This is a genomic window from Streptomyces sp. NPDC050549 (assembly GCF_040655035.1).
GTDB lineage: Bacteria > Actinomycetota > Actinomycetes > Streptomycetales > Streptomycetaceae > Streptomyces.
Window position 1 is genome coordinate 88,175 of the sequence record NZ_JBFAJD010000028.1, and the last position, 13,560, is coordinate 101,734.

General features: G+C 70.5%; 13 protein-coding genes. 3 read left to right on the forward strand and 10 right to left on the reverse strand.

Annotation, left to right across the window (positions count from 1 at the left end; genetic code table 11):
* Nucleotides 1-72 precede the first annotated feature (72 nt).
* Together AB0I51_RS32895 and AB0I51_RS32900 are read left to right on the forward strand one after the other, a co-directional pair.
* On the forward strand, nt 73-1,692 hold the full coding sequence (locus AB0I51_RS32895; RefSeq protein WP_362981484.1) for a fused response regulator/phosphatase: 1,620 nt from the start codon (nt 73-75) through the stop codon (nt 1,690-1,692).
* Between the two features lie 34 nt (nt 1,693-1,726).
* A complete protein-coding gene (locus tag AB0I51_RS32900; RefSeq protein ID WP_266767949.1) occupies nt 1,727-2,083 on the forward strand; it encodes an isomerase in 357 nt (118 codons plus the stop codon).
* Nucleotides 2,084-2,236: 153 nt separating this feature from the next.
* Here the strand turns inward: AB0I51_RS32900 and AB0I51_RS32905 are convergent, their stop codons facing one another.
* The 5 genes from AB0I51_RS32905 to AB0I51_RS32925 form a co-directional block, all read right to left on the reverse strand.
* The gene (locus tag AB0I51_RS32905) at nt 2,237-2,926 is read right to left on the reverse strand and encodes a TetR/AcrR family transcriptional regulator (protein ID WP_362981486.1); all 690 of its coding nucleotides are present in this window, start codon (nt 2,924-2,926) and stop codon (nt 2,237-2,239) included.
* 69 nt (nt 2,927-2,995) lie between these two features.
* A complete protein-coding gene (locus tag AB0I51_RS32910; protein WP_362981488.1) occupies nt 2,996-4,021 on the reverse strand; it encodes a PDR/VanB family oxidoreductase in 1,026 nt (341 codons plus the stop codon).
* On the reverse strand, nt 4,021-4,890 hold the full coding sequence (locus AB0I51_RS32915; RefSeq protein WP_362981490.1) for a metal-dependent hydrolase: 870 nt from the start codon (nt 4,888-4,890) through the stop codon (nt 4,021-4,023). The genes AB0I51_RS32910 and AB0I51_RS32915 overlap by 1 nt, the downstream gene beginning before the upstream one ends.
* A gap of 70 nt (nt 4,891-4,960) precedes the next feature.
* Entirely contained in the window at nt 4,961-6,880 is a 1,920-nt protein-coding gene (locus AB0I51_RS32920) for a hypothetical protein (protein ID WP_362981492.1), read from the reverse strand.
* Between the two features lie 49 nt (nt 6,881-6,929).
* Nucleotides 6,930-7,430, reverse strand: a complete 501-nt coding sequence (locus tag AB0I51_RS32925; RefSeq protein WP_362981494.1) for a tetratricopeptide repeat protein — start codon at nt 7,428-7,430, stop codon at nt 6,930-6,932.
* A gap of 139 nt (nt 7,431-7,569) precedes the next feature.
* Here AB0I51_RS32925 and AB0I51_RS32930 point away from each other — a divergent pair, with 139 nt between their 5' ends.
* Nucleotides 7,570-7,971, forward strand: a complete 402-nt coding sequence (locus AB0I51_RS32930) for a hypothetical protein (protein WP_362981496.1) — start codon at nt 7,570-7,572, stop codon at nt 7,969-7,971.
* A 103-nt stretch (nt 7,972-8,074) separates the two neighbouring features.
* On the opposite strand, the gene AB0I51_RS32935 is transcribed toward AB0I51_RS32930, so the two are convergent.
* The 5 genes from AB0I51_RS32935 to AB0I51_RS32955 form a co-directional block, all read right to left on the reverse strand.
* On the reverse strand, nt 8,075-9,598 hold the full coding sequence (locus AB0I51_RS32935) for a DUF1996 domain-containing protein (RefSeq protein ID WP_362981498.1): 1,524 nt from the start codon (nt 9,596-9,598) through the stop codon (nt 8,075-8,077).
* Between the two features lie 182 nt (nt 9,599-9,780).
* Entirely contained in the window at nt 9,781-10,434 is a 654-nt protein-coding gene (locus AB0I51_RS32940) for a response regulator transcription factor (protein WP_362981500.1), read from the reverse strand.
* Entirely contained in the window at nt 10,419-11,675 is a 1,257-nt protein-coding gene (locus AB0I51_RS32945; RefSeq protein ID WP_362981502.1) for a sensor domain-containing protein, read from the reverse strand. Before AB0I51_RS32945 ends, AB0I51_RS32940 begins: the two co-directional genes overlap by 16 nt.
* A 96-nt stretch (nt 11,676-11,771) precedes the next feature.
* Complete coding sequence (locus AB0I51_RS32950; protein WP_362981504.1) at nt 11,772-12,788, reverse strand: NAD-dependent epimerase/dehydratase family protein; 1,017 nt, start codon at nt 12,786-12,788, stop codon at nt 11,772-11,774.
* A 60-nt stretch (nt 12,789-12,848) separates the two neighbouring features.
* Complete coding sequence (locus AB0I51_RS32955; protein ID WP_362981506.1) at nt 12,849-13,442, reverse strand: winged helix-turn-helix domain-containing protein; 594 nt, start codon at nt 13,440-13,442, stop codon at nt 12,849-12,851.
* Nucleotides 13,443-13,560: the final 118 nt, after the last annotated feature.

Sequence of the window (13,560 nt, forward strand, 5' to 3'; positions counted from 1 at the left end):
GCATTATCGTGGTGGGGCAGGCTGTGGACATCGGCCTGCCCCACCGGTGTGTCAAAGGGCCAGGACTGACAAATGGACGTCAATGGCAAGCTGACGCACGCGACCGTGCTGCTCGTGGACGACGAGCCCGCAAGCCGGTTCGCGGTCGAGAGTGTGCTGAGCAGGGCCGGTCATCGCGTCATCGCGGTCGGCAGCGGCAGCGATGCGCTCACCGAGCTCGACGTGCGGCTGCGCAAGGGGAACCTGCCCGACGTGGCCCTGATCGACGTGCACCTGCCGGACATGAGCGGGTTCGAACTCTGCCGGCTGCTCAAGGAACGGCCGCGCATGGCGGGCCTGCCGGTCGTGCACGTCTCGGCCCTCGCCGTCCCGCCGAGCGACCGCTGCCCGGCGCTCGACGCGGGCGACGAGGCCTATCTGACGGTGCCCGCCGAGCCCGAGGAGATCGAGGCGGCCGTCCGGGCCGCGGTCCGGGCCGCCCGGCTGCGGGCCGACGACCAGGCGCTCGTCAAACGACTGACCCTGCTGTCGGAGATGATCGTCACCATCCAGGCGGCGCGCTCCCTCCAGGAACTCGTCGAGGTCGCCGCCGACGGCACCGCACGGCTCACCAACACACCCGCCGCCGTGTTCGTCCTCGACCGGGACGACGAGCTGTACCGCGGCCTGCCCCGGGACCGCACCTCGGTGGCGCTGCCCGGCCCGGACGCCGACCGGGCCGTGGCCCGGCTGCTGCGGCGGCTCTCCCAGGGGCAGTCCGGAGTGCAGATCACCACCGTGCCCGCGCCGCTGTGGCCCACCGGGCTCTTCCGGCCCGGCGTGGAACACGATGCCCGGCTGGCGCTGGTCCTCACCCAGGAAGGCCGGGCCCCGGTCTGCCTCGCCGCCCCCACCCGCGGGCTGCGCCGCGTGGGCCCCGAGGCCGAGGCGCTGCTGGCGCAGCTCGCCCAGGCGACCGCGCTCGCCGCCGAGCCGCTCCTCATGTACCAGGTCGAGCGGAATGTCGCCCTCACCCTCCAGCGCAGCTTCCTGCCCAAACCGGACCAGCTGCCCGAACTCCCGGGCGTCGACGCCGCCGTCCGGTACGTACCCGCCTCCCAGGACGCCGAGATCGGCGGCGACTTCTATGCCGTCCTGCGGGCCGGCGGGGGAGTGCTCTTCGCCGTCGGCGACGTCGTCGGGCACTCGCTGGAGGCGGCCACCGTCATGGTGGAGATACGGCACGCGCTGCGCGCCTACTGCGTCGAGGAGAGCGACCCGAGCGTGCTCGCCGAGCGGCTGGACCGGATGCTGCGGCACTACCACCCCGAGACCACGGCCACCATGTGCCTGGCCCTCGTCGACCCCGACACCGGGCGCACCCTGATCTCCAACTCGGGCCACATCCCGCCGCTGATCGTCCGGGACGCCGGCACCGCGGACTACGCCAAGGCGGCCGGCCCGCTGCTCGGCGTGGGCCTGTCCCACCCGCCGCCCACGGAGCTGTTCCTCGAACCCACCGACCGGCTCCTGATGATCACCGACGGCCTGATCGAGACCCGGGGCACGGACATCTCGGCCTCCATGGAACACCTCCGCGCCGCCGCCTCCGGCGCCCTGCCCGGCCTGGACGCCCTCTGCGACACCCTCCTCGACTGCTTCGGCGTGGGCCGGGAGGACGACATCGCGATGCTGGCGCTGCGGCTAGGGTGAGCCCGTCATTGGCTGAGAACAACAGGGGAACCCTATGCCGCAGATCACCGTCGACCACTCCCACACGATCTCCTTCGACCAGGACGGTTTCGCTCGTGCGCTGCACCAGGCGGTGGTCGAGATCGCGGCCGCGAAGCCGGAGGCGTGCAAGACCCAGTTCCGCCCGAGCGAGTACACGGCCTTCGGGTACGAGGGTCTCGACGAGCTGGGTCACACCGTCGTCCATGTCACCCTCGGCCTGCTCGCCGGCCGCACCGAGGAGACCAAGGCGAAGCTGACCGAGAAGGTCCTGGAACTCCTCCGCGAGTACATCGACGAGGACGGCTCCGTGCTGCACGCCTCCGCCGAGGTACGCGAACTCGACGCGTCCTACCGGAAGTTCGAGCGCTAAGCGCTTCGCTGGATGTGCGTTAGAGGTCGGTTTTCGGCCGCAGCGCCGTCGTGGCTGGTCGCGCAGTTCCCCGCGCCCCTTTGGGGCGCTGCCGAACCGCAGTCGACTTCACCAGGTCCGCTTAGAGCCTGTCCTTGGTTGCTGGTCGCCGTTCTACGACGCCAGTGCGACGAGCCGGACGACGAGGTCGGTGAACGGCCCGTCGCCCGGCTCGTTCCTGAGGGATTCACGCAGCAGCGCGGCCAGTTCGTCGTCGTAGGCGGCGCTCACCGCCGCCAAGGCCCCGAAGTCGTGCACGAGTTGGCGCTCCAGATCGGCGCGCGGGATGCGCCGGCCGTCCAGCCAGATCAGTGCCGTCGACTCGACCAGCGAGATCCACGACCGGATCATCAACTCCAGCCGGGCGGGCGGCTGTTCGACCTTCATATGGGAGAGGATCTGGAGGTACGCCGCCTGTCGCACCCCGTCCACGAGCGCGTTGGTGGTGGACGAGCCGACCGCGGGACCGCCGCGCATCAGGGCCGCGAAACCGGGCCCGTGGTCGTCCACGAAGTCGAAGAACCGGCCCATCGCCTGCAGCAGCCGTCCCCCCAGCGAACCCTCCTCGGGGACCACGAACCGCCCGGCGAGATCGTCCGAGGCGCGCTGCAACGCGGCCTCGTACAGGCTGAGTTTGCCGGGGAAGTAGTGGTAGACGAGCGGTCGCGAGATGCCGGCTGCGGCGGCTATCTCGTCGATGGAGACCTCGTCGGGCGAGCGGTGGCTGAACAGGTCGAGAGCGACGCCGATCAACTGCTGCCGCCGTTCCTCGACTCCCATCCTGCGGCGAACCCCGGTACTCATGCGAACACCCTACCGATCTCATCCGGCCCCGAACGGACCGGACCGACCAGGGTTGTTCACATCACCCCATCACAGATCCAACACCAGACGCACACTTCGGGCCCTGGACACGCAGATCAGCATCGAGTCGGCCCGCTCCGCATCCGTAAGCAACTCGTCCCGATGCTCCACTTCCCCTTCCAGCACCCGCTGTTGACAGGTTCCGCAGAATCCCTGCTCGCAGGAGTAGAGGGTGTCCGGCAACTCCGCACGGACGGCGGCCAGCACTGTGGAGTCGGCGGGTACCGTCAACGTCCTTCCGCTGCGCCGGAGTTCGAGCTCGAACGCCTCGCCCTTCGACGCGGCCAGAGGCGTGAAGCGCTCCATGCGCACGTCCGGAAAGCGTTCCGCGACGGCCGCCATGAGCCCCTCGGGCCCACAGCAGTAGACGACGGTCCTCTCCGGTACTTCCGCCAACTCCCCGTCCAGATCCGGGAGTCCGGCCACGACGGTCACCCGGTCCGCGCCGAACTCCTCGATCTCCGCCAGGAACGGCATCGACTCCCGCGTCCGACCGGCGTACAGGAGCCGCCAGTCGGCACCCTCCGGCAGCGCCCGCAGCATCGGCAGGACGGGCGTGATCCCGATCCCGCCGGCCACGAAGACATACCCCGGGGCCTCGACGAGCGGGAACCTGTTGCGCGGCCCCCGCACCTCCAACTCCGTGCCCACCCGCACCTGTTCGTGCACCTCGCGCGAGCCGCCCCGACCGTCCTCGACCAGCCGGGCGGCGACCGCGTACGAGGAGTTGTCCGCCGGATCCCCGCACAGCGAGTACTGCCGCACCAGCCCGGAAGGCAGCACCAGATCGATGTGCGCCCCCGGCTCCCAGCCCGGCAAGTCCCTTCCCTTCAGACGCAGTTGTACGACACCCTCGGCGACCGTCTCCCGCGCGGCGACCCGCAGCCGCAGTGCCCGGCTGCGCGGCCGGCCGGAGGTCGGCGGGTCCAGCGCGGGCAGTGGCCACAGCGGTGAGACCCGCACCCGGCGCCGCAGCGCGCGCCGGGTCAGCAGCGCGGCACCGGCCAGCACCGCGACCGTGAGCGGCCTGGGCACTACCCCGCCCTCTTCTCGGCGGCCAGTGCCGCGGGCGATGAGGCCAGATAGGCGACGGCCTGCTCGGTGCTGCCTTCCTGCGAGGGGTGGTAGCCGCGGCTCAGGTAGCGGGGTATGGACCTGAGCATGTCGCCGGTGGCGGGCAGGGTGCCGCGCCGGCCGGCGACGTAGAAGTCCTTGAAGCTCGCGCGGCGGTCGGCGAGGGTCGGGTCGTTCGCCATGAAGAAGCGGGCTCCGCGCTGCCACAGGAACATCAGCGCGGCGAACGCGGTGGCCCAGGTGCGGGCGCGCCGCCGGTAGCTGCCGTCGACGTGCATGAAGAGGTCGAAGGCGACGGACCGGTGCTCGACCTCCTCGGCGCCGTGCCAGCGCAGCAGGTCCAGCATGGTCGGATCGGCGCCGCGCCGGTCCAACTCCTCGGCGTTCAGCACCCAGTTGCCGAGGAACGCGGTGTAGTGCTCGATGGCCGCGATGATGGCGACCCGCTCCAGCAGCCACCACTTGCGGGCCCGGCCCGGGGGCAGGGTGCGGTCGCCGAGCAGCTTCTCGAAGAACCAGTCGACCTGCGCGGTGTACGGGGTCGGGTCGAGGCCCGACTCCCGCAGGTGCGGGAGGACTTCGTCGTGGGCCTGGGAGTGCATCGCCTCCTGGCCGATGAACCCGATCACGTCCTCGCGCAGCCTCTCGTCCCGGATGAGGGGCAGCACCTGCTTGTAGACGTGCACGAACCACCGCTCGCCGGCGGGCAGCAGCAGATGCAGCACGTTGATCGTGTGCGTGGTGAACGGATCACCCGGCACCCAGTGCAGCGGGGTGCCCTCCCAGGAGAAGGACACCTTTCGGGCCTTGAGCGGCCGCTTGTTGGACATGGCGTCAATGTACTGACGGGTAAGTCCGTGGGGGAACCCTTCTGCGGAGACTTGTTGACGCGAGTGTCAGCTAGCGGAGGCCGGTGATCGTCCCGCCGTCGGCCAGGGTGCCGTTCAGCTCGGCCTGGACGCCCTGCTTCGTCTTCACGGCCAGCAGGCCGCCCTGCGCCGACCCGGTCACCCCGCCCGTCGCCCTGATCGACTTCGTGTCCTTGCCGCCCGCGGCCAGCAGATACCAGGTGCCCGCCGCCGACTTCCACAGCACCCCGGCCAGTACGTGCGGGTCGCGCACCCCGCAGGCCGCCACGTCCTGCGCCTTCGCGGCGACCGCGCCGTACGTCCCGCCCGGCGTGTGGAACTGCGCCAGGACCCGCTCGCCGCCGCCCCGCCAGGTCTCGGCCCGGGTGCACACCCAGGCCGCCGTGCCGCTCGCGTCGGGCAGCGGCTGCTCGGCGTACTGCCAGGCGTTCACGGACCGTACGCCGAGCGAGCGCATCGCGCCCAGGGAGCAGGCGAAGGGCGCCCAGGCGTGCCGGGGCTCCGCGCCGGACACCTCGTGGGCCGAGCCCGGCCGCCCGGCGGTGAGGTGCGCCGGGACCAGCTCGCCGAGGTCGCTCATCAGACGGGTGCCCGTGTCGTCGGTCAGCTGGAGCACGTTCCACGACGTGCACGCGCCGGTCTGCTGAGCGGGGCTGGCCAGGGGCGAGGTGATGCCGTCGGTGAGGGTCATCGGCAGGGCGCCGGCGTTCGGCTTCAGCAGGTCCCGCTCGGCCGCCTTCTTCACCCAAGGGGCCGTCAGATAACGGACGTTGCCGTCGGCCCGGTCCAGGACCACCGCGTTCGCCTCGGTGCCGGTCGCGCCGTCGACCCGCGCGAAGTCCAGCGCCGCGCCCTTGGTGCCGTCCTTCGGTTCGGCGTAGCGGGCGATGCGCAGACCGTCGTAGAGGATCACCACGCGCGCGTTGTCGACCGTTCCCGCGTACAGGAGTTGAGGCGGGCCCGCCGGGCCGCCGGAGGCGGTGCCGGGAGTCGCCGAGACCTGGACGGACTCGCCGGGACGGGCCCAGACGGCGAGGGCGCGGCGCAGCAGGGCGGTGTCCTTCGTGAGGTCGCCGCGGGCGGGCCAGACGGAGAAGTCCTTGCGCGTGGCGGACTCCCACGCGGTGGGTACGACCCTCGTCAACCTGCCGGGATTCAGGGCGGCTTCGGCCGCCGGGTTCTCCGCGTACGAGGGGGCGGCGGCGCCGTCCGGGCCCCAGCCGCCGCCCGGCAGCACGAGCAGCGCGCCGCACACGGCGACGGCCGCCGCGGCGGCGAGCGCGGCCCTGCCGTGCTGGCGGCGGCGCATCAGATCGGTGGGCCGGGCGTGCAGTGAACAGGGGTCGAACTCGGGGGAGTCGAGCAGCGGGTACTGCGCGGGCGCCTCGTCGGCCTCGCGCAGCGCCGCGTCCACCTCGTCGACTCCGGCCGCCGCCAGCACCCGGCGTACGTCGCCGTCGGGCAGCTTCTCCAGGCCGCGCAGCGCGTACACCGCGCGGGCCGGTCCCGACAGGGCCGACAGCCGCTGGTCCAGGGCGAGTTCGTCGGCGCCGCCCGAGCGCGGGAAGAGCCGCAGGCCCCATACCTGGGGGAGCAGCGGCGGGAGTTGCGAGCGCTTGGGCCATGCCCGGAACGACAGCGGGAGGCCCGCCTCCAGTGCCGTACGCACGACCTGGAGGCGGACGAACGCGTAGCCCGGGTCGCCGTCCCGGCCGGTCGACTGGGCCGGGATCGCGGACGCCGACGCGCGGCCCCTGGGCAGGGCGCGCTGGGTGAGGGCGTGCGCGGTCAGGACGCGCCGGTTGCGGCCGAGGCTCGGGGGGAGCACCAGATAGGCGAGCCGGACGAGCCGTGGATAGTGCTCGACGAGCGCGGCCTCGGCCTGTTCGACATCGATGACCGGGTCGGTGGGTGAAGCTGCGGGGCGCTTGGCGACATCCTGTGACTGCACGTTCAGCAAAACGAGCGAATCGTGAGTTGGTCACCGCCACCCGGGCGACTCAGGCGGTGGGATCGACGAGCGCCCGCGCGTAGTTCGCCATCGACCGCTGGTAGCGCGGCAGATGGGGCGCCAGCGCGCCCAGCACCAGGGACAGGCCCTCGCGGTCGCGGCCCAGGCTGGACAGACACAGGGCGAGGCACGCGCGTACCGCGTCGTCCAACTCGTCGGAGGGGCCGTCGAGTTCGGGTGTGAGCAGCTTGACGCCCTCCTCGGCCAGGCCGATGTTCCGCAGCGAACTGGAGAGTTGGATCTTCGCGCGACGGCCCTTGTAGCCACGCAGTCCAAGTGCCAGAGCCTCCCGGTACAGCGGAACGGCCTTGTCCGAGTGCCCGGTCGAGTCCCAGGCGCAGGCCCGCTCGAAGGGTCCCAGCGGGCTGCCGTCCGGGAGTTCGGCGACGAGCGCGTCGATCATGCCCCGGAAGTCGGCCGCCCGCTCCTCCGGATAGTCGTCGAAGGTCGCCCAGGCGGCGGTTGTACGGTCTTCCCAGTCTTGGTTCACAGGCGTCACCTTCGCACACGCGTACCGCGGGCGGCCATGGGATTGAGCGCGGGGCGCATCGCGGCCGTATCGAAGGAGAAGGCCCCTCGCCGGGGCCGTCTGCGGCATGCTGCTGACCGGACTACCGGAGGAACGACAGATGAGGCTGACCCGACCGATGCTCGCGGTGGCCGGCGCCACGGCGGCGCTGGCGCTGGTGGGCTGCGGCGCCGACACCAAGGCCGCGACCGTACCGACGGCGGCCACCGGCAGCCTGGAGAGCCTGGCGGCCAAGGTGAAGTGCACGCCCGACATCCAGACCGACGCCGACGAACTCCGCCAGGCCATCTGCAAGATGAGCTACGGCAAGTTCGTCCTCGCGACCTTCGCCACCGACCGCGGCCAGCGCGAGTGGATCAACGACGCCAAGGACTACGGCGGTTTCTACCTCGTCGGCCGCAAGTGGGTCGCCGTCGGTACCGACAAGATCGTCAAGAAGCTGCAGACGACGCTCGGCGGCGACGAGGAGATCGGCACCGACCACTCGAAGCACACCAGCTGAACTCCCCGCGGGGAAAGCCTCCTCGGGGGCACACGAAAGCGGGCGGTGGGAGAATCCCACCGCCCGCTTCGTACTACCGGGTGCTACCGGCTAGCTGTGCTCACTAGCACTTCTTACCGGTGTTGATGCAGTTGGCGATCGTGGCCGCCAGGTTGTTCTTGGTGACGCTGATGAAGTCGTCGTGGTCGGTCGACGCCTTGTGCAGCTGCTCCGGGAAGCCGTCCACCGCGTAGGCGTTCTTCACGGTGCCGTCCGCCTGGATGGTGGGGGGCGTGATCTTGTAGACCAGGCGCATCGTCAGCTGGGGGATGGCCTTGAAGCCGTTCCCGCAGACGCCGCTCGCCGGGTCCGCGAAGGCCACGTGCGTACGGTGGTTGGCGCTGTCGACGTTCACGCCGTCCCAGCAGCTCTGGAAGGCGAAGGTGCGGACCACGTTGCTGCCCTGCGGGCAGATCGGGTACTGCTCCGTCAGCTGGACCTTGTTCTCGAAGCCGGTGCAGCTCCAGTGCGCGTTGGCGTTCGCCAGACCGTTGGTGAGGGTCTTGGCGTCGCCGGTGATGATGCGCAGGAACTGCGGCATCGCGACGACCTTGCTGGCCGGCGAACCGACGTACTTGATCTGCGCCGACTGCGGGGTCAGGATCTTGCCGACGTTGCCTTCCTTGCCACCGCCGAGCGCGTTGGCGTCGAACTCCTGCGAGCCGTCCTGCACACGCACGACCGGCCAGTAGTACGCCGAGAGGTCACTCTGGTTCTGGCAGCTGGAGGGGGCGGCCAGCAGCGAGTCGTTCGTGGAGAACGCGTTGACCTTCTGGTTGCCGACGTAGTCGTGCTCGTGGTGCGCGCCGTTGGTCACACCGGGAGCCACGATGACGTTGTCGGTGTTGTGGTTCTTGTTGGCGTTCACACCACACCTGGTGGTGAAGGAGCCCGTCGAGGCCTGAGCCTGTTTCTGCGGCTTCGCCTGGACGTTGTTCGCGACCTTCGTGATGTCCACGAAGTCCGCGGCCGTCGGACCGTTGCCGGCCTGACCACCGTTGTTGGCGGCGGGCGCGGAGGCGCTGGCGCTCGGGGCAGCCGTGTTGCCGTTGTTCTGGCCGCCGTTGTTCTGACCACCGTTGTTGTTCTGACCCCCCGCGGTGGTCGTGTTGGTGGCGGTCTGCGTCGTACAGGCGGCGAGTTGCTTCAGTGCAGCCGCGTTGACACTGCCGCCCACTCGCTGGATGTCGATGCGGATACGGTCGATCGTCGCGGCCCGCTTCTCCTTGAGGGGGCCGACGATCGCGTTCTGCACGAAGCTCGCGTCGTTCGCCTGCGCCTGGCGCGTCGAGGCGAGCCGGGCGTATGCCTCGGTGATCTGCTTGTCCAGGTTCGCCAACTCGGTGGCGACACCCTGACGAGCCTTCTGCGGCACGTTCGTCAGCTGCTGGCCGACGTCCGGGCAGGCGATCGTCGCGACCTGCGCCGCGGCGGCCTTCGTCTGGTTCTGGCCCGATGAGTTGGACTCATGCGCCGAAGCGTTCATCTGTGCCCAGAGCAGCCCGGCCCCACCGAGCGCTAGGGCAGCCGAGGCGGCAATGGCCTTGGTGGCCATCGGCGTACGGCGTTTACGATCATTGCGTCCCATGGAACTCCTCTGACTTCCTTGCGGGGCAGCGAGGCGCCCGACAGGAGTGAAGCGGCTCCCTTGGATACGCAGGGGGTCCCAGGAGTGTTCAGCCGTCTCATAAATTTATGAGAGGTTCCTGGGTAAGTCCCCTTTCAACTGGCCCTTAAACACCGCCAGTTGTGATCGCTCACTGCTAGTGCTCAGCGTCCCTGGTCCAAATAGGCCAATACCGCCAGCACGCGGCGATTGTCATCGTCGGAGACTTCCAGTCCCAGTTTGGCAAAAATATTGGACGTGTGCTTCCCGATCGCCCGTTCCGTCACGACAAGTTGCCCCGCGATCGCCGCGTTCGACCGCCCCTGCGCCATCAGTTCGAGGACCTCGACCTCCCGGGGCGTCAGCCGCCCCAGCGGCCGGTCGTCGGCCGCCCGCCGCGCCAGCAACTGCTGAATGACCTGCGGATCCATCACCGTCCCACCGCCCGCCACCCGCCGTACGGCGTCCACGAACTGCTCCGCGTCGAACACCCGGTCCTTCAGCAGATAGCCCACCCCGCCACTCCCGTCGGCGAGCAACTCCCGCGCGTACAACTGCTCCACGTGCTGCGACAGCACCAGCACCGGAAACCCGGGCCGCTCCCGCCGCGCCCGCAACGCGCACTGCAGCCCCTCGTCGGTGTGCGTGGGCGGCAGCCGTACGTCGACCACGGCCACGTCCGGCGCCAACTGCGCCAGTGCCTCGGTGAGTTCGGGCCCGCTCTCCACGGCGGCGGCGATCTCGAAGTCGTAGGCCTCCAGCAGCCGCACCAGCCCGTCCCGCAGCAGGAACAGGTCTTCGGCTAGGACAACGCGCACGGAATCTCCATGGTCACCACGGTGGGACCGCCCGCGGGGCTGCTGACGGCCAGGACGCCGTCGAATGTACCGAGTCGCCGTCCGACTCCGGAGAGTCCCGACCCCGCCCCGACCACGGCACCACCCGCACCGTCGTCGGTGACGGAAATCCGCAACAGGCCTTCCTCGTGCCGCATATCAACCCAAATGCGGTCGGCCCCCGAATGCTTGACCGCATTGGTCAGCACCTCGCTCACCGCGAAGTACGCGGCCGACTCGACCGGCGCGTCCGAACGCCCGCCCCCGAAGTCCACGCCCACCTCCGTCGGCACCGGCATCCGCAGTGCCAACGCCCTTACGGCATCCCCGAGTCCACGCTCCGCCAGCACCGGCGGATGGATCCCGCGAACGAGATCCCGCAACTCGCCCAGCGCTTCGGCGGAGGACTGACGCGCCCGGGCCAGCAGCTCCTTGGCCTTCTCCGGATTCCTCTCGATCAGCGCCTCGATCGTCCCGAGATCCATCCCCATGGCCACCAGCCGGGCCTGCGCACCGTCGTGCAGATCCCGCTCGATACGCCGCAGCTCGGCCGCCGAGGAATCCACCGCGTCCCGCCGCGTGTCGGTCAACACCCTTACCCGCTGGGCGAGTTCACCCTGCCCCGGAGCGAGCACGGAACGGGTCAACAGGAAGTGGACCCGCAGCAGGGCGGGCGTGAGGAAGTAGGACGCGACGAGCAGCGCGACACCCAGCAGCCCCGCCAGCAGGGCACTGCCCTGCCCACTTACCGGCACGAACCCGTACCACCACCCCACATACGTCCCGTCCGTGAACACCCGCCACAACCCGAAGGCCAACGCGAACCCCTCCAGCGGGTAGAACACCAGGGCAGCGGGCACCAGCGCGGTGACGAACCCGGCGACCGTGTCGACGGGCAGCCACCGGACATCACGCCAGGTGGCGGGGTCACCGAGCAGGCGGAAGGTCCGTGTCCAGGGCTTCACCCCGGCCGGGAGGGCCCGATACGCCGGCGGGATGCGCACCCCGTACCACTCCACGGCAAGCAGCCGCCGCCGATTCGCGTGCGCCCGCACGCCGGCGAGCACCCAGGGCGTGGTGATCAGCCCGATCCCCACAGGAATGAGCACGAGAGAGACGAGCGTGAGGACGAAGAGTACGAGCGACCCGTAGAGAGAGACGAGAGCGAGGGCGAGGCCACGCAGCCCGGCCATGACAACGGTACGGGCCCTGTTCATGTCCATACGCCCAGTCTCACGGAGCACGGCGACGAGGTCACGGGGTCCGCCCACCGTGATGGGGGTGTCGCTACCAACACCGTTTCCCCGTCTCTTCTGCCTTCAGGGGCGCGGGGAACTGCGCGACCAGCCCTCAAGCACCCGCGCTTCCACAACAGGGTCAAGCCCCACTGCCGGCCGATCCGGCCGCTGCGGCGCGGAACCCCCGATGCCCTGCAGCCAACTCCACGTGTCCGCCACCGTCTCCTCGACGGACCGGCAGCTCAACCCCGTAGCAACCGCCCGAGACACATCCGCACTGTGCAACGCGTCGTACCCCTCACTACCGCCCGGAATCCACACCGGCAACTGAGTCCACGGCTCGATCCCCGCCCCGAGCACGACATCCGGAGAGGTCCACCGCAACTCGGCCGCCCCACCAGTGACCCGCACACACGCGTCCAGCAAGGACCCCATCGTCGCGTGCCCCTGCGGAGAGATCAGGTTGTACGCCCCGCTCAACTCCCGCTCCACCGACCCGAGCACCCACTGCGCGAGATCCCGCACATCCACGTACTGAAGGGCAAGCCCCCGCGGCCCCGGCGCCAGCACCGGCCCACCCCGCGCGACACGGGTCAGCCACCACGGCAGCCGCCCGATGTTCTCGTACGGCCCGAGAATCAGCCCCGCCCGCACGAGCACCGACCGCTCCGCCCCGAACGCCCCCACCGCCGCGAGCTCCCCGCCCCGTTTGTCGCGCGCGTAGTCCGTCCTGTCGGCGTCGGGCTCCGCGCCCTCGACGACGGGAGCGTCCTCGGTGTACCCGGCGGGCGGCGTCCACTCGTACACCGAGCAGCTCGACACATACACATACCGGCCCGCCCGCCCGGCGAGCAGCCGCGCGGCGTCGTGCACCGCGCGGGGCGCCGCCGACCAGGTGTCGACGACGGCGTCCCACTCGCCCTCGGCCAGCGCGTCGAGCCCACCGGGCGCGGTGCGGTCACCCCGCAACGCCCGTACCCCGGGCAAGGAGGTGTGCCGTCCCCGGTTGAGGACGGTCACCTCCCAGCCCCGCCCGAGGGCCGCCTCCACGACGGCCCGTCCCGCGAACTCCGTACCGCCCAGCACCAGAAGTCTCATACCGGCGACTCTGCCCGCGCGGCCCACGGAACGGAACGCGAATCTGCCGTCGGCAGACGATCAGCGCGCGGTCGGCGGCGTGTACTTGTATCCGACCCGGCGCACCGTCTGGATCGCCTTGCGGTGCTCGACGCCCAGCTTGCGGCGCAGCCGGGCGATGTGGACGTCGACGGTACGGCCGTCGCCCACGTGCCCGTAGCCCCACACCGTGGTGACCAGCTGGTCGCGGGTGTGCACCCGGTTGGGGTGGGCCACCAGGTGGGCGAGGAGTTCGAATTCCAGGTACGTGAGGTCGAGTTCCTCGCCCTTGAGCTGCGCGGTGCGCTGCACGGTGTCGATGCGGACGAGCGGTTCGGCGTCGGCGGGGACGCCGGGTACGCCGTCGGGCAGGACGTCGGGGTGCCCGGTCCGGGCGAGGTGCGGGCTGTCGGCCGGGATGAGGACGAGGTACCCGACCATCGGCGGCTGCCCCGGCAGGGTGGGCAGGGTGTGCGGCGGCGCCGGCAGCCAGGTGGCACCCGGCGGCAGGAACTCCGCGACGTCGATCACCTCGTCCCGGTCGACGGCACGAAGATGGTTCCGGGTGCCGTTCGGGGCGGGGGAGAGCGCCGGGGCGTCGAGGGTGGCGGAGGGCAGAGAACGGATGATCGCCATGAGAGGTCAGCTCTTTCGCGCGAGAGGTTCGTCGAGGGACGTACGTCGAGTCGCGCAGGCCGGAGGCCGAGGGTGTACGGCTTTAAAGGGCCGGCGCGTTCATCGCGCGACAACACAC